Raw genomic sequence first — 18,936 nt, 5'->3', positions numbered from 1 at the left:
CAGGGCGCCCGAACGCCGGGCGACATATGGGCATGAGTGCCTGCATACCTGGGGAAAGGTTGCGCTGGTCCTTCGCGCAACCTTTCCTCACGTGCCCTGCACTCATTCGAGACCACCGCGGCACGCCGGGATTCGCCATGGACATAACTCGCATACCTTTCCAGATCCACGGCGATAGCCGCGGCATGCTCGTGGCGCTCGAGGGCATGCGCGATGTGCCGTTCGATATCCGCCGCGTCTACTACATTTTCGCCACCCAGGACTCGGTCCGCCGGGGCCAACATGCGCACCGTACCCTGACCCAGATGGCGGTCGCGGTACGTGGCTCGGTGACGTTCCTGCTGGACGATGGCACCGGGCCTGCCGAGGTGACCCTGGACGACCCTGCCAGCGGGGTGTTGATCGGGCCCATGGTCTGGCGGGAACTGCACCATTTCAGTGACGACTGCGTCGTCATGGTGCTGGCCGATCAGGTCTACGACCCCACGGATTACATCGCGGACTACGACCAGTTCCTGCGCGAAGCCAGCGCCGCTGTGTTCCCCGAGGTCGCTACCGCATGGCCCGGCCGCTAGTCCTTGTCGGTGCGGGCGAGTTTGCGCTCATCGCCCGCGAGTACTTCACCCACGATGCCGGCCGCGACATCGCGGCCTTTGCCGTGGAGCGTGCGTGGCTCAAGGATGAACTGATCGACGGCACCCCCGTCGTCGCCTATGAAGACATCGAAACGATCTACCCGCCGGACGAGGTCGATGTCTTCGTCGCTATTCCTGCCAGCGGCCTCAATCGCCTGCGCACGCGCTTCTACCGTGACCTCAAGGCGCGCGGCTACCGCTTCGCCCGCTACATCAGTTCGCGCGCGTTCGTGTGGCGTAACGCCAGCATTGGTGAGAACTGCTTTATTTTCGAAGACAACGTCATACAGCCGTTCGTCACCATCGGTGATAACTGCATCCTGTGGAGCGGCAACCACATCGGCCACCGCACATTAATCCGCGACAACGTGTTCATGGCCTCGCACGCCGTGGTGTCGGGTTATTGCGAGATCGGCGAGAACAGCTTCATCGGCGTCAACAGCACCTTCAACGACAAGGTGCGCGTGGCTGCCGACAACATCATCGGTTCGGGGGCGCTGGTGGTGCGCGATACCGAGCCCGGCCTGGTCTACGTCGGCTCGCCGGCGAAGCCGCTGCCGGGCAAGCGCAGCCTGGATATCCCGCTTTGAGGGCGCATGCATGACCGCCTGGACCAAGCGTGGCCTCGTGTTCGATACCTTGCGCCAGGGCGTGGGCGGCTGGATGCGCCATTCCGCGCTGACGCCGACGCCGTGGCGCCTCGATAGCGAGACGATCCGCGTCTACGCGAGCTTTCGCGATGACGAGGGCGTGGGTCGGATCGGCTACGTGGACCTGCAGGCAAACGAACCTGAGCACGTCGTAGGTGTCAGCCAGGCGCCGGTACTGGACGTGGGGCGCGGTGGATGTTTCGACGATAACGGCATGATCCTGGGCGATCTGGCCGAGGGGCCGGGTGGCTTGCACCTGTTCTACGTCGGCTTCCAGCGCGTAGCGCGAGCGAAGTTCCTGGCCTTCTCCGGCGTGGCCCTTTCCACCGACGGTGGGCAGGCCTTCGCGCGGCTGCAGGAAACCCCGGTGCTCGATCGCGCGCCGGGCCGGAGCAGCATCGCAGCGATCCACTCGGCCTTGTACGAAGACGGGCGCTGGCGCCTCTGGTACGCGGCAGGCGATGGCTGGGAAACGATCGGCGGGCAGCCTTACCCGCGCTATCACATCCGCTACATGGAGACGGATGACCTGCAGCGCGCGCCGACGCGAGACGCGGTCTGCCTGCTTCCGCAGGGTCACGAATACCGGATCGGCAGGCCGCGGGTGTATCGGGCGGATACGGGGTACATCATGTACTTCACCCGCGGCGATACGAAGGGGGGTTACTTCCCCGGCTGCGCGACCAGTGCCGATGGCATCCACTGGGAGCGCCACGACGAGCTGTTCGGTCTTGCGCTGTCGGAGCAGGGCTGGGACTCGCGCACGATCTGTTACCCGGCCCTCTTCGAGCAGGGCGACAGGACGCTGATGTTCTACAACGGCAACGATATGGGCGTGGATGGCTTCGGCATGGCGGAGGCTCGGCATGCTCACCGTTAGGCCGTACGTCGCCGCCGACGAATCACGTTGGGATGCCGTCGTGGCGCAGTCGCGCAACGGCAACTTCCTGCACCGACGCGCGTACATGGATTACCACGCCGACCGCTTTACCGATGCGTCGTTGCTTGTAGAAGACGAGGGCGATGTCGTCGCGGTGCTTCCCGCGAACCGTGATGGCGAGACGGTGGCGAGCCACGCCGGGCTCACGTACGGGGGGCTTGTCGCCCTGCGTGGTTTGCGCGCCGAAGGCACGCTGGCGGCGTTCGAACAGATCGGCGCGTACTACCGCCGTGAGGGCGTATGCCGGCTGGTTTACAAACCGGTACCGCACGTATTCCACGTGACGGCCGCCGAGGAGGATCTCTACGCGCTGCATCGTCTGGGTGCGACGCTCATGCGTCGCGACCTTTCCTCGGTGCTGGCGCCGCACGAATCGCCGGCCACGAATACGATGCGCCGCCGCGCCATTGCCCGAGCGCGCACCGCCGGGGTCGCCACACGCGTGGGCGTAGACATGGCACCGTTCCACGCCATGCTGGCCGAGGTATTGCGTCGCCACGAGGCTGTGCCCACCCATAGCCTTGCCGAACTGGAACTGCTGCGTTCGCGCTTTCCCGATGAGATCGTATTGCACGAGGCCCACCGCGGCGACGAGCTGCTGGCGGGTGTGCTGGCCTATGACTTCGGCCATACCGTGCATACGCAATACCTCGCCGCATCCGCCGCGGGTCGCGCCTGCGGTGCGCTGAGTCTGCTCCTGGCTGACCTCGTTGGCGGCGTTTACGCGCAACGTCGCCACTTCAGTTTCGGTGTATCCACGGAAGACGAGGGCAGGGTGCTCAACGCGGGGCTGGTCGCACAGAAGGAATCGTTTGGCGCCCGCGCCGTGGTCCACGATCACTATGAGTGGCTGCTGTGATGGACGTACCCTTCCTTAGCCTGCACGACGTCAACGCCCGCCATGCGGACGAGCTGAAGGCTGCTGCCGCCCGAGTCATCGATTCGGGCTGGTACATCCTGGGCGACGAACTGGCCGCCTTCGAGAAAGAGTTCGCCGCTTACTGCGGCGTGCGCCACGCGGTCGGCACGGGTAACGGTCTCGACGCCCTCTCGCTGGTGCTGCGCGCCTGGAAAGAGATGGGTGAGCTGACCGATGGTGACGAGGTTATCGTACCGGCGAACACCTTCATCGCCAGTTTCCTGGCGGTGAGTGAGAACGGCCTGCATCCCGTGCCCGTCGAGCCGGATCCGGTCACGTTCACGCTAGACCCCGCGCGGGTGGAAGCGGCGATCGGGCCGCGTACCCGGGTCATCATGCCGGTGCACCTGTACGGCCAGCTGGCCGACATGGCCTCGCTCGCTGAAATCGCCGGGCGTCACGGTCTGCTGATGCTCGAGGATGCCGCGCAGGCGCATGGGGCCCGGCTCGCCGGGACGCGCGCGGGCGCGTTCGGCCACGCCGCGGGCTTCAGCTTCTTCCCCACCAAGAACCTCGGTGCGCTGGGTGATGGCGGTGCGGTCGTTACCGACGATGACCAGTTGGCAACCTACGTTGCGGCGCTACGCAACTATGGCTCCGAAGTGAAGTACGACCACCCGATGCGCGGGATCAATTCGCGTCTGGACGAGATCCATGCGGCCATGCTGCGGGTGAAGCTGCGCTACCTGGATGCCGATACGGCACGGCGTCGCGACATTGCCATGGCGTATCGCCTGGGTATCGCGAACGCGGGGATCATCCTCCCGGCCGCGACCAGCGAGGAAGCGCACGCGTGGCATCTGTTCGTCGTGCGCTGCGCCTGGCGCGATGATCTCCAGCGGCACCTGGGCGCCTTGGGCGTGCAGACCCAGGTGCATTACCCGGTGCCTCCGCATCGGCAGGCGGCGTATCCCGAACTGGCTGGGCTGGCGCTTCCGCTGACCGAGCAACTGCATGACGAGGTACTAAGCCTCCCGATGAGTCCGGTGCTCACCGACGCGCAGGTCGCGCACGTCATCGCGGCCTGCCGTGCCTACGCGGAGGCTGCATGAATATCGTCCGCGCGGGCGCATGGTCGGCGCTGGGCACGGCCGCGCGGCTCGGCGCCGCTCTGGTGCTGGTCAAACTCGTGGCGTGGCTCGCCGGCCCGGTCGGGGTGGGCCGCCTCGGGCAGTTCATGAGCCTCATGTCCTTGCTCGCCGTGCTCGCCGGCGGTGGGATCAGCGCGGGTGTCGTGAAATATGTGGCTGAGTACCGCGACGACCCGGAACGCCTCTCGCGCCTGCTTGCCTCGGCGCTCGGCTATGCCATGGCGGCGTCCTGCACCATGGCTTGCGCGGCGTTGCTGTTCGCACGCCCGCTGGCGGCGTGGCTGCTCGGCGATCCCTCCTACGACAGCCTTATCCGGGTGCTGGCCATCGCACAGCTCGGCATTGCCCTGGTGAACTACGTCCTGGCGGTGATCAACGGCTTCATGGATGTACGCCGGCTGGCGCTGGTTCAGGTGCTCGGTTCCTTGCTCAGCGTAGCCCTGGCGCTTTGCCTCGCGCGCTGGTTCGCGCTGTACGGTGCCTTGCTGGCGGTGGTTCTGGGCCAGCTGTTCTGGTTGCTGGTTGGCTTGCCCGCGTGGTGGCGGAGTCCGTACTTCCAGCGCGGCATGCTCAGCATGCGCTTCGATCCGGAGATGACCCGGCGGCTGGCGGCGTTCTCCCTGATGAGTCTGTCCTCGGCGCTCTTGCCGCCGCTGGTGAACATCGCCGTGCGCGATCACCTGGCGGGCGCGTTCGGTTGGGAGCAAGTGGGTTACTGGCAGGCGGTGACGCGCGTGTCGGATGCCTACCTGTTGTTCTTCACCACCGCGATCAACATCTACTACCTGCCGAAGCTCGCCTCGATCACCGACCGGGCGGCGCTGGAGGCGGAGCTTCGCTCGGCGGCGCGCGTACTGCTTCCCGCGGTGGCCGTGAGTGCGGCGATCATTTATGTCTTGCGCGGCTGGGTCACCTGGCTGCTCTTCAGCACCGATTTCGCGCCCGCCAACGATCTCTATGCGCCCCAGCTCGCGGGCGACGTGGTGAAGATCGCCGCATTCATCTGCTCGTACCTGATGCTGGCGAAGGCGATGACCCGGCTTTTCGTGGTCTCGGAATGTATTTTCGCCGCGAGTTACCTCGTGCTGGTCTATGTCTTCACCGCGCGCTTCGGCTTGCCTGGCGCCATGTTCGCGTTTGCGCTGAATTACCTGGCCTACCTGTTGTTCAACCTGGTCGTCGTGCGCCGTTACCTTGGGAGGCTACCGACGTGACCCTGCCGCTCGTCTCCATCCTGATACCTGCGTACAACCATGAGGATTTCGTGGAGCGCTGCCTGGATAGCGTCCTCGAAGATGGCTATCCGGCCAAGGAAATCGTCATCATCGATGACGGTTCGACCGACAAGACCAGCGAACGGATCCAGGCCTGGATCGCGCGGCATGGGCACGAAGTCCCGGTTGAGTTCGCCCAGCGCGAGAACAAGGGCATCACCGCCACGCTGAATGAACTGGCCGCGCGTGCGCATGGCGAGTTCTACCGGCTTGGTGCGAGCGACGATTACCTGTTGCCGGGTGGGCTGGAGGCACAGGTGGGTTACCTGCTGCGCCACCCATGCAAGGGCGCGGTCATCGGCGACTCCGTGGTGGTCGATCGTGACGGCGAACGTCTGCATGCCAGTGGCATGGCCGACCTGCATGGCGCGGACAAGCGCTTGTATTCAACGGACCAGGGCATTCGCCGGGCGGTCATCACCCGCTGGGCAGTGGGTGGCCCCGTCGCGCTCCTGCGCCGCAGCGCGCTGGAGACGGTGGCGCGCTGGACCGAAGGCCTGCGCATCGACGACTGGGACCTGTTCCTGCGCCTCGCCGCGAATGATGCGCTGGGTTTCATCGATATCCCGGTGTGTGCGTATCGCCTGCACGGCGCCAACCTGAGCAAGACGCGGCACCGCGCGACCCGCATCGTGAACCTGGAAGAATCCCGCGACGTCGCGATCCGCCGGCTGTGCCTGTTCGATGAGCCGTGCCGAACGCTGTTGCGCGCCCAGGTGCATTACATCGGCGCCAAGGTCGCGTTCCTCCAGGGCAAGCCTGGCCGGCTGGCCGCTCGTCTTGGCTGCTATGCCTTGCTGCGCTGCTGGGCGGCGATTCGCCCCGCGGCAGCGCATCCGCACCCGGAGGAAGCATGAGAGCGCTGCTGCGCATGCCGTCTACGTATATCGCGTGGCCGCTGCTGCTGGCCTGCGCGGTGACGGCGTCTATCTTCGACCTGCCCGAGGGCTATCTCCCGGGCCTGCTCCTGCTTGTGATCGGTGCGCTATTGGTCATCGCGGCGGATTTCATCGGCCTTGACCGGCTGCCGGCGTGGCAGGCGCTGCGTGAACGGGACTACGCGCACACCCGCGATGGTTTCGTCGGGCTGGCCTTCGCCGCTGGCGTGCTGCTGTTCTGCGGGCTCGACCTCGCCCTGTTCCCGGTGGCGATCATCCACGACCCCTCGGCCTACGCGGCCATGGAGGGCGGCCACGAACACATTCGTCGCATCGCCGATCTTTGCTGGATCCTGCCGGTGATCGGTGTGCTGTGCACGCATAACCGGCCATTGCGCTATGCGTTGATCGCAGCGGGGCTGCTGTTTCCCGTACTGGTGATCGACCGCAACCGAATCTTCGCCGGTGTCACGGCGCTTGCGCTGGTCACGGTGTTCCGCCGTGATCCTGCGCGGCCGCTACCGTGGCGTGCCGTGGCGGGACTCGGCATCGTCGGTGCCACGGCGTTCTCCTTGCTCGGCATGCTCCGCTCGGGTTCGGTGGCGACGGTCGCCTTGCCCTTCGGTGATTTCTACAAGGCGATGCCCGCGGGCGTCCAGTGGCTGCTGCTGTACGTGAGCGCCGGCCCTTACAACTTCGCTTCGATGATCGCAAAGGGGTATCGCAACAGCGATTTCCTGATGAACCAGCTCGTGCCCTTGCAGGGCTCCATCGCCACCGCCGGAACCGGCATCCCCCTGGATGCCTCCAATGTGAACGTCGGCACCGAGTTCCTGCCGTTCCTGCTGGCCTGGGGACCGCTGGGAGCGTTGGCGGCGTTGGTGGTGCTGTACCTGCTGATGCGGTGGAGCGTGCGGCGTATCGCGGGCTCCACCTCGCTGTTCGCGCTGCTGATCTTCCTGCGCATGGCCTATGTCTGCCTCATGGCACCGTTCGCGCCACAGGCCTTCATCTGGATGAATTTCGGCTTCATCGGGCTGTGCCTGGTGTTGCAACTGATCGCGGCGTGGCTGCCCAGCCGCCGTGCGCTCCTTCCTTCCCCTTACTGACGACGGCACCCTTCCATGCAACAGGACGAGATCTATCTGATCGACATGTGGCGGCTTCTTGCCCGCCAGCGCTGGTGGTTCCTCGGCGTCTTCCTCCTTGTGCTCGTCGTGGTCGGGGGCTACCTCGCGACCGCGAAGCGGCAATGGGAAGTCGATGCCTGGATCCAGATTGGCCAGATGGGCGCGGCGCCGGTGGGGCAGGATCCCAAGGTGGAATCGCTGCTGCGCGTGATGGAGCGCCTGAAAACGGACGCCTTCAAGGACGAGGTGCTCAGCGGCATCGGCATCCCGCTCAAGGGCCCCGAAGCACGGCTGTACCGGGCCAGCATGAAGCTGGATCCGCAGCCGTACGCGAACCTGCTGCACGTGACGATCCGCGCGTACTCGCCCGGCGATGCCCGCCAGCTCGCCCTGGCCACGGTGGATCACCTGCATGCGATTCACCAGGTAATCGGTGCGGTACCGCTTACGACGGCCCGGCAGCGGCTCCTGGAGATTGATGGCGAGCTGGATGCAGCCATGACCGACCGCACGCGCCTGCGCGGCGAAGCGGATGGCACGCACGCCGAGGGCGCACTCGCCAGTTTTTCACTTGCCGGTACCGATGCCGGCATCCGCGACCTGCAGCAGGCTCGCGCCGAGATCCGGAGCCGGCTTGAGGCGAATTACACCTTCGAGACCTCCATGCCCTGGCCGGTCCGCGTCTCGGAGAACCCGGTCGCGCCCATGATCCCGTTGATCGGCGGCCTGGGCGTGCTGGGTGGGCTCTTCGTGGGTGTGCTCGCTGCGATTGCGGCGGATGCGCGACGGCGTTCAACCCGCGGGTCTGTTCCCGGCACTCACTGGGCAGCTAACCGGCACGGCGGAGAACGTGATGACTATGAGGCACAACCTGGCAACGCCGACGCCGCTTGATGTCCGCCTGCGCGAGACGCAGGAGGCCTTCGATAGCGTAGCGGCCGATTACGACGGGCCGCGCGGCAACAACGAACTGATCCAGCGCATGCGCCACACCTTGTGGGCCACCGTGCGCGAAGAACTGCCGGCAGGCTCGCGCCTGCTCGATCTGGGCTGCGGCACCGGCATCGATGCCGTCGAGTTTGCGCGCAGCCGCTTTCGGGTCACGGCCAGCGACTGGTCGCCACGGATGGTGGAGCGCGCACGCGAGCGGGCGGAGGAGGCAGGCGTGGCCTCACGCCTCGATGCGGTCCATGTCGGCATCCAGGAGCTCGATCAGATCGAGGGCGAGTTCGATGGGATCTATTCCAATTTCGGGCCGTTGAACTGTGCACCTGATCTAGAGAAGGTCGCCGCGGAATGTGCGCGGCTGGTCCGCCCCGGCGGCAGCCTGGTGTTTTCGGTGATGGGGCGGATCGTCCCGTGGGAAGTCGGCCACTACGCCATGCGCGGGCGCCTGCGTCGCGCGATGGTGCGCGGTGCGCGCGGGGTTACCCCGGTGGGCATGAACAAGCACACCATCTGGACCTGGTATTACCTGCCGCGCGAGTTTTACGCGGCGTTCTCCGAGCACTTCGCGCTCAGCCGTTATCGCGCGCTGAGCCTGTTCATGCCGCCGCCGTATATGGTCGATCGCGTGCGTCGGCGCCCGGCTTTCTACGAAAGGCTCGGCCGCATGGATGATCGTCTCGGTGGCTTGCCGCTGCTGCGCGACATGGGCGATCACTTCCTCATCGTGATGCATCGCCGTTGAGCGCACGACGCGCCAGTGGTGCGGTACTGCGTGGTGCGGCCGCGATCACGGTGCATGGCATGTCACGCCATGCGCCGGCGGTGGACGGTACGCGCTTTGCGTCGCGCCCCCCCCGCGGTGCGGTCGAGATCGACCTGCGCGATCACGTGGTGCTACCCGGCCTCATCAACGCGCATGAACACCTGCAGGTGAACTGTGTTCCGCCCTTGCCGGGCGGCGCCGTGTTTCCGAACAGCTACGCGTGGATCGATGCGTTCCAGGCGCATTTCGAAGCGCCTGAAGTGCAGGCTTCGCTCGCCATTCCCAAGGCGTTGCGGATGCGTCACGGTGCGCTGAAGAACCTGCTTGCGGGCACGACGTGCGTGGTTCATCACGATCCGTGGCACGACGTGCTCGACACCGAAGATTTCCCCGTCGCATTGCTGCGTGGCCATGGCTGGAGTTACGCGTTGGGCGGACCGTCGTTCGGTCCCCCGGTACGCGAGAGCTATCTTGCGACGCCACCCGAAACGCCCTGGATCATCCATCTGGCGGAAGGCAGCGACGCCACGGCGCGTGACGAGCTGGATGCACTGGATGCGATGGGTTGCCTGGGCGCGAACAGCATCCTGGTCCACGGCGTCGGTCTCGGTGCCGAAGGCATGCAGCGCGTCGTGGCACGCGGCGCTGCCGTGGTCTGGTGCCCGGCGAGCAATCGCAACCTGCTCGGCACCACGCTGGATCCCCGACCGCTCGCTGCAGCAGGGCGGCTGACACTAGGCAGCGACTCACGCCTCTCCGGCGCACGCGACCTCCTCGACGAACTCTGCGGCGTACGCGAACGCGACGAACTTTCCGCCTCCGTGCTACTCGGCCTCGTCACCTCCGACGCCGCCCGCATCTTCCACCTCAAAGACCGCGGCACCCTCAACCCCGGCAGCCTTGCAGACTTCGTGATCTGTAGGAGCGCGCTTGCGCGCGACACCGCCCACGACCACGCCTCCCTCCTCGACACCCTGCACCGCGCCGACTTGCGTGCCGTCATCCGCAACGGCCGCCCCTGCATCGCCGATCCCGACTTCGCCGCCTGGTTCGATGCCGCCGGCGTCGACACGGTCGCGGTCACCCTGGATGGCCGGCCCAAGCTCGTGGCTGCTTCGTTAGCCGACCCCGCCCTGATGGCCCTGGAGCCCGGCTTCGAACGCGTCTCACGCAAGGCCCACTGAGGACGCCATGGAAACGCCGACCCTCGATCCCGCACCCGCGTACGCGCTCTGGGCCGCCTCGTATCCGGCCTACGCACACAACCCCCTGATGCATGCGGAAGAACGCGCGATGCTCGCGCTGATGCCCGGCCGCCTGGAAGGCCAGCAGGTCGTCGACGCAGGCTGTGGCAGCGGCCGCTACCTGCGCCATGCGATGGCACGCGGCGCGACGACCCTGGTCGGCGTCGACCTCTCCGGCCCGATGCTGGCCCGCGCCACGGCATTGTTCGATGACGCCCCGTCCGATGCGCGCATCGCCCTGGCCCAGGGCGACCTGGCGGCCTTGCCCCTGCCTGACGGCAGCGCCGACGTGCTGCTGTGCGGCCTGGCCGTGGGTCATGTGCCGGACCTGGGTGCTGTCCTGCATGAATTTGCGCGGGTCGCCCGGCCCGGCGCGACCCTGGTGGTGAGCGACTTCCACCCCGTGGGTGCGGCGCTCGGCTGGCGTCGCGATTTCCGCGCGGAAGGGCAACGTTATGCCGTCCGCCACGCTACTCACTACTACAGCCACTGGCACGCCGCCTGCGCTCGCGCAGGTCTTGCCATCGATGCGGTCGCCGAGCCGATGCTCGACCCGGCGGATATCCCGCCCGGCGCCCACTTCGATCCCATCGCCCTTGAGGTCCCGGTGGCGCTGGTGTTCCGCCTGCGCCGCCTTGCTAGCTAACGACAGACACCATGCCGCATACCTTGCTGGTCAACCCGACGATCACCTCGCGCCAGGGCGCACGCTTTCCCCTGGCCCTGTTGAACCTGTCGTCCGCGCTCGATCGCCACGGCGAAACGACGATTGTCGATGGCAACGTCGACCGCGATATCGTCGACGCGACATTGCGTGCCATCGCCACGAATCCCGTGGATGCCGTGGGCATCAGCGTAATGGGTGGTCCGCAGATGGCGCCTTCGATCGAGGTATCGAAGGCGGTGCGTGCCCACCATCCGCACCTTCCGATCATCTGGGGCGGGTATTTCCCCACGCTGTATACCGACACCACGCTTTCCGCGCCGTATGTGGATTACGCCGTGCGCGGGCAGGGCGAGGAGACCATGCCGGACCTTATCGCCGCACTGGCACGGCCGGATCGTGACGTATCGCGCATCGCCGGCATGTCGTGGAAAGACACCAGCGGCAACCCGGTGCACAACCCGAACCGCAAGTTCCACTTGACCGACCCAGGCATCGTCCTGCCGTACGACAAGCTGGGCGACCCGCGGCGTTACCTCGCGCGCACCTTCCTCGGCCGGCGTACCGCCGCGCACCAGGCCGCGATCGGCTGCCGCTTCCGCTGCACGTTCTGTGGCGTGGCTGCGATGTTCGGCGGCACGACGCAGTTACCAGCCGCGGCGCGGCTGGAACGCGATCTGTCCTATCTGAAGCACCATCTCGGCGCGGACTCGATCCAGTACTTCGATCACAACTTCTTCGACCGCGAGGAAGAAATGATTCCGTTGCTGGAAGTGATGGCGAAGATGGAACTGCCGTGGTGGTGCTACGCGCGCTCGGATGCACTGCTGAATCTTTCCGAGAGCAGCTGGAAGCTGGTGCGCAAGAGCCGCCTGAAGATGGCGTATATCGGCGCGGAGTCGCCGAGTGGCGCGATGCTGAAGGAGATCCGCAAGGGTACGCGCCCGGACCAGACCCTGGAGGTCGCTGAGTTGTGCCGGCGGCATGGTGTGATCCCTGAGCTCTCGTTCATGGTCGCACCGCCGGAAAACACCGAGGAAGAGACCGAGCACACCTTCGAGTTCATCCGCGAACTGAAACGGATCAACCCGGCCTCCGAGATCATCGTGTACATCTACACGCCGCTGCCGGAGAGCAGTAAGCACGAGAAGGATCGCGGCAAGCGCGCGTCGATGCCGCTGCTTGATCTGAACGGCGAACCGATGGTGTTTCCGTCGTCGCCGGAAGAATGGACCGAGAAACGCTGGGTCGATTACGCCTGCCACGCCGACGCGCCCTGGCTTACCGATGATCTGCGCCGACATATCCAGGACTTCGTCACGGTGCTGCGTTGCCGCTTCCCCACCGTGCAGGACACGCGCTCGCCGCCGTGGGCCAAGCGCAGCCTCAGTGCACTGGCCGCATGGCGCTATCAGCGTCGTCGTTATGACAAGCCGTGGGAGCTGAATCTTGCCAACCGGCTGGTGAAGCTGCGCCTGCCGCAGGTCTCCGGCATCTAGGCGGGGCAGGCCATGCGCGTGACCCAGCTCAACCTGCATCCCGCGCCCGCTGGCATATCGCCTGCGGAGCTATTCATCCAGTGGCCGTCGCTCGCCGATATTCCCGAAGCCGTCGCCGCGGGCGGTCCGCAGGTGACGGTGCTGCAGGCGGCGGATCACGAGAAGCGCTTCATCCGGAACGGCATCGATTACCACTTCATCGACCTGCGCGAGTGTGCTTCGGCGCGCGCCCGTGGTCGCCGCGTCGCCGATCTGTTACGCGGTCGCTTGCCCGACGTACTGCATATCCACAGCCTCGCTTGCGCAGAGGAAGCGCACGCGATGGCCCAACTGCTGCCTTCGCTGCCCATCGTGCTGCAAGACCATGCCGACCGTGTGCCATCGTGGTGGCGGCGGACACCTTGGCGGCGCTGGATGCGTAGCGTGGATGCCGTTGCGTTTACGGCCGCACCCCTGGCGCATCGGTACGAGGTCGCGGGGTTGTTTCCTTCGACCATGCGGGTGCTTTCGATCCCGGAATCCAGTTGTCGCTTCACGCCGGGTAGCCGTGAGGCGGCGCGTGCTTTGGTCGGTGTCACTGGCTCGCCTGCCGTGGTGTGGGTAGGGCATTTGAATGCGAACAAGGATCCTTTGACCGTGCTGGAAGGGTTTGCCCGGTTTGCCGTGGACGTGCCGAAGGCAAGGCTTTACTGCGTCTTTGGTAGCACGCCGCTGCTGCAGGCCGTGCGCGGACGCATCGCCGCTGATGAGCGCTTGCGCGATCGCGTGCAGTTGATCGGAAAGGTGCCGCATGAGCAGGTGGAAGCACTGATGCGTGCCGCCGATGTGTACATCAGCGGAAGCCACGCCGAAAGCTGCGGCTTCGCCTTGCTCGAAGCCATGGCGTGCGGAGCGACGCCGGTAGTCACCGACATTCCGTCCTTCCGCGAACTCACTGGCAACGGCGCCGTAGGGCGGCTCTACCCTGTGGGCGACGCGGTACGCTGCGCCGATGCGTTATTCGCCGTCTCGCGCCACCCGACGCCACGCGAACTCGTGCGCGAGCACTTCCAGGCACGCCTCTCGTTTCCCGCCCTGGGTCGCCGCTGGGCCTCCGCGTATGCCGAGCTCGACACCGCCCGGCGCCTGCGCGCATGAAAATCGGCATCATCCTCCCCGGCGGCGTCGATCGTAGCGGCGAAGAACGCGTCATCCCCGCCTTCCTCGCGCTCATCGAACGCCTCGCCCGTGACCACGACGTCCACGTCTTCGCCTTCCACCAGGAACCCACCCCCGCCCGCTGGACCCTCCGCGGCGCCCACATCCACAACATAGGCGACCACTGGAATCCTCGCGGCTCTGATACCAACAACGCGCACCCTTGTAGGAGCGCGCTTGCGCGCGATCAACCAACAACGCGTAGAAGCCGCACCGGCTGGATCCGCGTACGCACCACCCTCGCCATCCTCCGCGAACACCGCATCGCCCCCTTCGACGTACTGCAATCCCTCTTCTCCGGCTCCTGCGGCCAGGTAGCCGCCATCGCCGCCACCCTCCTGCGCATCCCCTACGCCGTCCACATCGCCGGCGGCGAACTCGTCGCCCTCAACGACATCGGCTACGGCGGCCGCCGCCGCTTACGCAGCCGCATCAGCGAATCCGCGGTCCTGCGTGGTGCCGCGAACGTCACCGCCGCAAGCGCCCCCATCATCGATTCCCTGTGCGCCATTGGCGTTCGCGCCACCCGCATCCCCCTCGGCGTCGACCTCGACCGCTGGCCGGCGATAGCACCCCGCCCACGAACCGGCGAAACGCTAAAGCTCATCCACGTCGCCAGCCTCAACCCGGTCAAAGACCAGACCACCTTGCTCCATGCACTCGCCTTGCTCACGCAACAAGGCGCCGCTTATGAGATGAACATCATCGGCGTCGACACGCTCAACGGCACCATCCAGGCCCTGGCACACGACTTCGGCATCGCCGATCACGTCCACTTCCTCGGCTTCCGCACCCAGGCCGCCCTACGTCCGCTACTCGCAGACGCCGACCTCCTGGTCATGTCCTCCCGCCACGAAGCCGGCCCCCTCGTCCTCCTCGAAGCCGCCGTCCTCGGCATCCCGTCCGTAGGCACCGTCGTCGGCCACTACGCCGAGTGGTCCTCCACCGCCGCACTCACCGCACCACCCGGCGACGCTAAAGGCCTGGCAGACGCGATCACCACGATCGCCAACAACGAACCCCTACGCCAACGCCTCGCCCACGAAGCCCAACACCGCGCAACCATGGAAGACGCCGACCACACCGCCGCGGCCTTCACCCACCAATACGCCAGCTACCACTCCCCACGAGAACCCCTAAAGCAAGACGCAGGTCTCCTGTAGGAGCGCGCTTGCGCGCGATCGGCTACTTTCCATACTTCTCCGCAACCCAGCGGCCAAGAAGCAGATAGGGGATCGCTAAAGCGAATAGTTTGACCGCGCCCATTTTATATTCAAGCCAGTAACTCGCGAAGCTCAACGGGCAAGCGAGTATGGTGTATATCCACACTTTTCTCATAAGAGTCGCGCATCCGACATGCGCTCATGAATGAATCTGGCGACTTCCTCGGGATTCACGAATACGGCCGTGTTAACGAAGATCACCTCATCCCCTGCGCGGATAGCAATCAGAATGCCATCAACGGAAATATCTTCGACACGTGTCCAAGGAAGACGGCAAACGCCAATGCGCGGGTAGGCTCCCAACTTAATTTTTAGTTTCGAAGCCGATGTGAAGGAGAGCCGGACAGTGAAGTGACCCACCACATAGAATGAAACGCACAACATTGTGCGTGCGAGAGCCGTGACCATTGCGTAGGGGATGATGGGTGTATCCGGTGGTGATGTTGCCACGGCCCAAAGGGGCGTGGCAGTGAGGCATGCGAGGACAAGAATCGAAAGGAGTAAAAGTACTCGGCTGGGCTTTGGTGGGTTCTGCATGGTTGAATTGTTCTTTATCAATTAGTCGCCGCAGCCACAATTGTCTTGCATTGGATCCTTTGGAGCGCCCGCGTCGTCGTACTTCCGCGCCTTGCCATCCGCCCGGATGAGGCGGTGGGTGCCTGGCTGGTAGGCGTAGCTGTCCGTGCTCCCATGGGCGTGCAGGGCCAGCCGATCACCGCTCGCGTTGTAATCACGGAGTCTAGATGTGGAGCAGGCGAAGCGTTGCATAGGTAACTACGAATGCCCCTGGAGCCAGGATATTGGTAAATTCATGAAGGTGTGCTGGAAGAATCGTGCATATGTCGCCGTTGCAGTATCTTGCTGCCACTAATGTCGCGAAATACGCGGTCGACGAAATCGTGATTCGTGCAAGAAAAATCAGTCCGGATCGCCTTCCGGTGTATCTAACGAATGCCGACTCTCCTCGTCCCGTTGTAAGTGCGTCGACCAGTCGATGCAATTTCGAAAGGAAGCCATCAACGATTTGCTTATCTGTGATGTCGAACCTGTTTCTGCCATTCAGGCCGAACGGTTCATATGTGAATCTGCGAGCGGAGAGGGTGTAGTAAGCGTCAAGCTGAACGACTAGGACTTCGCTTGCTGCCACAAGTTTACTTCGGATAATCACACCGTCGCTGGGAACAATGCCGCCATATACATGGAACGTTGCGCGGGATCGACCGTCGAACTCGATCTCAATTATCTGCGTTTGGTGATCCGAAACCTTCAACCACCGCTCACCCATGTACGAGGTGCATAGATCGGCGGCCCTTGGATCATTCGTGTAGACGGCCGGCAACTCGGTTCTGATAAATCCGATGCCCGTAAGCATCGGATCTATGCGTCGACGTATTTCCCGTTTGATCGAGTATGTCGATACTTTGCTCATTGGCAACCGCAATCGGAAGAGTCCATTAGTGCCCCTGCGCCTGAGACGGTTGCTCCGAAGAAGAGGCGATCGCAATGTCGGACGCGATCGCGAGGGGCTCTAACGTCCTTGGCATTGCGAACACTGTGCAGCCCACAAGGGGTGGTTTATTCACGTCTTATCTATGAATGCGATGATTACTCCGAAAGGGCGAAGGTGCCTCTCTGCATGATCGAATACATTGCCCGTATGCCAGAACACGCCTGAGTCGATCTGAATTCTGACTCCTTGTGAATTCAGCCAAAGGTATCGGCCATCACTGACTGCGCTGGAGACTTCGTTCCACCCAATGCGTTGCCTCGCCACAGCTAATCGCCTTATAGATATTTTGATCTGCGATGCACCGCTCTTACACAGTCTTGCCGAGAACGACTCGACGGACCGCGTCGCGACGGTAAGGAAGGCGAGGGCGAACGCGGCGCTGACGATGCGTGGACGAAGACCATCTTCTGGGAGAGCGATATGCATCACCCATACAGGCAGGGTGCCAAAGGCGGCTGAGGCTAAGGCCACCAGCATCGCTGCGAGTTTGCTAGGGGAAAGTACGTCTCGCTTGTCAGCTTGAGCAGTTTTCATCTGGTTCATCGCTGGTCACCACATCCGCACGGATCGCTCGGTCGCGCGGGGTTTGGCAGGCCAGACGTCTTCTCTTCACAAGCGACGGCGATCAACTCGGATGCTGCTTGGTTTACATCCGTCAGATAGGTTGTGGGACCGTTCTTTCGCCTCACCTCGAATTCGAAGTATGGATCGACATCGATGGCGAATGCGGTGGCAGGGATGGCGCTCGCAATGGCGGACGCGATCGCGAGGGGCGCTAACTTCCTTGGCATGAAGAATCCATGTGCTGTGACGAAGGCGGCGGAGTCTAGGGATTCAGCGGCCGCTCGTCTTCATCTGCATTTTGTGTGAGCGCAGATTTGCGTGATGCAGTGAGAGCTTTCTCACGGTGTTACGAGGCGTATCCTTGCGTTGGCGTTATTGGAGTACGTGATCGCTGTCCGGTTTTCTCATTTTAGGCGCGGAAGTAGTACTCGCCATCGCGGGCGCACGCGATGTCGATGAATGAGATTAATCGGAAAGAGCTCGCAGCGGCGCGAAGGAGCGCGGTGGGATTGAGCTTTTGCTCGCCATCTTTCGGTCACATCCGGGGGCTGTGGTTTTCCCGCGAAAGATGTCGCGCGCAAGCGCGCTCCTACAGGGGTTACGCGAGGTCGCCTAGGGCGGCGCGTACGACGTAGAGCGTGTCCATGCGTGGGACGGGGCGGGTCAGGCCGGTGATGAGGCGGGTGAGGTGGTTGCGGCGCACCCAGGTCTGGCCTTGTAGCCATACTTGCGTGCGGAGCATGTCGGCGCGTTCTTCGCGGCTTTCTTGCGTCGGGCGGATGCGGTTGAGCAGCAGGCGGGTGATGTCGCCGGGGGTGCGCGACCATTCGGCGCCTGGGAGCAGGTTGAGCCAGAGCTGCGAGCAGGAGACGCTGGTGATGGTCTGTCGCTTTGCGGCTATACGGAGCAAGCGTGGGCATTCGCGGCGCACCGCCTCGAGTACGTCATGCGGAACGGTGCCGGGGAAATAACGTGCAGCGAGTCGCAGCGGCGGCCACGCCCACCACGGCGCTTCGTCGCCTTGCCACAAGGTAGCCCACTCATCGCGCGGCATGCGCCGGGCGAGTTGGGCGATGTCGTGCAGGTGGAGCAGGCGGAAACTGCGGCCGCAGATGTTGCCGGCGGCATGCAGCAGAAGATGCGCCATCAACGCGCCACGCGAAGGGTAGGGATTGATCCCGGGTTGTGCATCCTCGGGCCACACCCGTTCGGTGATATCCACCGTGCGAATCGGCAGCCGCTCCTGGATGCGCGTGTGTACTTCGATGTTGACCGGTGTATCGCGGTGTTCCCCCAGACCGCGCACAGCCATGCCGCCGCGCGGCTTGAACACGCTGTGTTTCCACTGGCGGAACGATTCGTCGTAGCCGAGTTCTTCGAGCAGCGCCTGGACGACAGGCAGGTCACGCGGACGCACGAGCAGGTCGATGTCAGCCATCGGCCGTTCGCCGGCGACGTAGATGCCGAGCCCATGCAACGCCGAACCCTTCAGCGCGACCAGCGGCAACGCCATGCGCCGGGCACCTGCGTCGATCTGGGTAAGCAGGCTGGCAATGCGTTGCTGGCGGATTTCCACGTGTTCGCGTTGGGTGGCAAGGAAATCCTGCCAGCCGTCAGGCGCCCAGGTGGAGAAGCCGGCGAGCAGCGGCGAGATGCCGTGCGCGACGGCGGCCGCGCCCGCGAGGCGCCATTCAAGCGCGCTCCACGCCGGTTGCGCCGTGCCGCGTCGACCGAGTGCAAGCTCGGTGGCCAGCGTCTCGGTGGTCAGCGCGAGGCCGCGCTTCAGCACCGGCAGGGGCGGCAACAT

Annotated in this window: 18 protein-coding genes; 15 read left to right on the top strand and 3 right to left on the bottom strand. The window is 64.6% G+C overall.

Annotation, left to right across the window (positions count from 1 at the left end; genetic code table 11):
- Nucleotides 1-137: 137 nt before the first annotated feature.
- Genes VGN46_RS15880 through VGN46_RS15810 form a run of 15 tightly spaced genes read left to right on the top strand, consistent with a single transcriptional unit; the run spans nucleotide 138 to nucleotide 14,995 of the window.
- Nucleotides 138-575 carry an FdtA/QdtA family cupin domain-containing protein gene (locus tag VGN46_RS15880; RefSeq protein ID WP_331644923.1) on the top strand — a complete coding sequence of 146 codons (438 nt, stop codon included), beginning with the start codon at nucleotides 138-140 and terminating at the stop codon, nucleotides 573-575.
- The gene (locus VGN46_RS15875; protein ID WP_331644921.1) at nucleotides 560-1,225 is read left to right on the top strand and encodes an acetyltransferase; all 666 of its coding nucleotides are present in this window, start codon (nucleotides 560-562) and stop codon (nucleotides 1,223-1,225) included. The genes VGN46_RS15880 and VGN46_RS15875 overlap by 16 nt, the downstream gene beginning before the upstream one ends.
- A gap of 10 nt (nucleotides 1,226-1,235) precedes the next feature.
- Nucleotides 1,236-2,165 (top strand): hypothetical protein, encoded by a 930-nt coding sequence (locus VGN46_RS15870; RefSeq protein ID WP_331644919.1) that lies wholly within the window; start codon nucleotides 1,236-1,238, stop codon nucleotides 2,163-2,165.
- Entirely contained in the window at nucleotides 2,152-3,084 is a 933-nt protein-coding gene (locus VGN46_RS15865) for a GNAT family N-acetyltransferase (RefSeq protein ID WP_331644917.1), read from the top strand. Before VGN46_RS15870 ends, VGN46_RS15865 begins: the two co-directional genes overlap by 14 nt.
- Nucleotides 3,072-4,196 carry a DegT/DnrJ/EryC1/StrS family aminotransferase gene (locus VGN46_RS15860; protein ID WP_331644915.1) on the top strand — a complete coding sequence of 375 codons (1,125 nt, stop codon included), beginning with the start codon at nucleotides 3,072-3,074 and terminating at the stop codon, nucleotides 4,194-4,196. Before VGN46_RS15865 ends, VGN46_RS15860 begins: the two co-directional genes overlap by 13 nt.
- Nucleotides 4,193-5,449 (top strand): O-antigen translocase, encoded by a 1,257-nt coding sequence (locus VGN46_RS15855; RefSeq protein ID WP_331644913.1) that lies wholly within the window; start codon nucleotides 4,193-4,195, stop codon nucleotides 5,447-5,449. Before VGN46_RS15860 ends, VGN46_RS15855 begins: the two co-directional genes overlap by 4 nt.
- 2 nt (nucleotides 5,450-5,451) lie before the next feature.
- Nucleotides 5,452-6,366 (top strand): glycosyltransferase, encoded by a 915-nt coding sequence (locus VGN46_RS15850; RefSeq protein WP_331644983.1) that lies wholly within the window; start codon nucleotides 5,452-5,454, stop codon nucleotides 6,364-6,366.
- Complete coding sequence (locus VGN46_RS15845; protein ID WP_331644911.1) at nucleotides 6,363-7,496, top strand: hypothetical protein; 1,134 nt, start codon at nucleotides 6,363-6,365, stop codon at nucleotides 7,494-7,496. The genes VGN46_RS15850 and VGN46_RS15845 overlap by 4 nt, the downstream gene beginning before the upstream one ends.
- A 15-nt stretch (nucleotides 7,497-7,511) precedes the next feature.
- Nucleotides 7,512-8,411 (top strand): Wzz/FepE/Etk N-terminal domain-containing protein, encoded by a 900-nt coding sequence (locus VGN46_RS15840; RefSeq protein ID WP_331644909.1) that lies wholly within the window; start codon nucleotides 7,512-7,514, stop codon nucleotides 8,409-8,411.
- On the top strand, nucleotides 8,371-9,207 hold the full coding sequence (locus VGN46_RS15835) for a class I SAM-dependent methyltransferase (protein ID WP_331644907.1): 837 nt from the start codon (nucleotides 8,371-8,373) through the stop codon (nucleotides 9,205-9,207). Before VGN46_RS15840 ends, VGN46_RS15835 begins: the two co-directional genes overlap by 41 nt.
- A 59-nt stretch (nucleotides 9,208-9,266) precedes the next feature.
- Nucleotides 9,267-10,412, top strand: a complete 1,146-nt coding sequence (locus tag VGN46_RS15830; RefSeq protein ID WP_331644981.1) for an amidohydrolase family protein — start codon at nucleotides 9,267-9,269, stop codon at nucleotides 10,410-10,412.
- A 7-nt stretch (nucleotides 10,413-10,419) separates the two neighbouring features.
- Nucleotides 10,420-11,118 (top strand): class I SAM-dependent methyltransferase, encoded by a 699-nt coding sequence (locus VGN46_RS15825; RefSeq protein ID WP_331644905.1) that lies wholly within the window; start codon nucleotides 10,420-10,422, stop codon nucleotides 11,116-11,118.
- An 11-nt stretch (nucleotides 11,119-11,129) separates the two neighbouring features.
- Nucleotides 11,130-12,635, top strand: coding sequence for a B12-binding domain-containing radical SAM protein (locus VGN46_RS15820; protein ID WP_331644904.1), 1,506 nt, complete (start codon nucleotides 11,130-11,132; stop codon nucleotides 12,633-12,635).
- A 12-nt stretch (nucleotides 12,636-12,647) separates the two neighbouring features.
- Nucleotides 12,648-13,772 (top strand): glycosyltransferase family 4 protein, encoded by a 1,125-nt coding sequence (locus VGN46_RS15815; RefSeq protein ID WP_331644902.1) that lies wholly within the window; start codon nucleotides 12,648-12,650, stop codon nucleotides 13,770-13,772.
- Nucleotides 13,769-14,995: a glycosyltransferase family 4 protein gene (locus tag VGN46_RS15810; protein WP_331644900.1), complete on the top strand. Its 1,227-nt coding sequence runs from the start codon at nucleotides 13,769-13,771 to the stop codon at nucleotides 14,993-14,995. The genes VGN46_RS15815 and VGN46_RS15810 overlap by 4 nt, the downstream gene beginning before the upstream one ends.
- 799 nt (nucleotides 14,996-15,794) lie before the next feature.
- Here the strand turns inward: VGN46_RS15810 and VGN46_RS15805 are convergent.
- The 3 genes from VGN46_RS15805 to VGN46_RS15795 form a co-directional block, all read right to left on the bottom strand.
- Entirely contained in the window at nucleotides 15,795-16,427 is a 633-nt protein-coding gene (locus tag VGN46_RS15805; RefSeq protein WP_331644898.1) for a hypothetical protein, read from the bottom strand.
- Between the two features lie 207 nt (nucleotides 16,428-16,634).
- Complete coding sequence (locus VGN46_RS15800) at nucleotides 16,635-17,108, bottom strand: hypothetical protein (protein ID WP_331644896.1); 474 nt, start codon at nucleotides 17,106-17,108, stop codon at nucleotides 16,635-16,637.
- A 619-nt stretch (nucleotides 17,109-17,727) separates the two neighbouring features.
- Nucleotides 17,728-18,936 carry a nucleotidyltransferase family protein gene (locus tag VGN46_RS15795; RefSeq protein WP_331644979.1) on the bottom strand — a complete coding sequence of 403 codons (1,209 nt, stop codon included), beginning with the start codon at nucleotides 18,934-18,936 and terminating at the stop codon, nucleotides 17,728-17,730.

It is taken from the genome of Luteibacter sp., assembly GCF_036500425.1.
Classification (GTDB): Bacteria; Pseudomonadota; Gammaproteobacteria; order Xanthomonadales; family Rhodanobacteraceae; genus Luteibacter.
The sequence above is the reverse complement of the archived record's forward strand: the minus strand, read 5'-3'. Positions and strand labels throughout refer to the sequence as shown.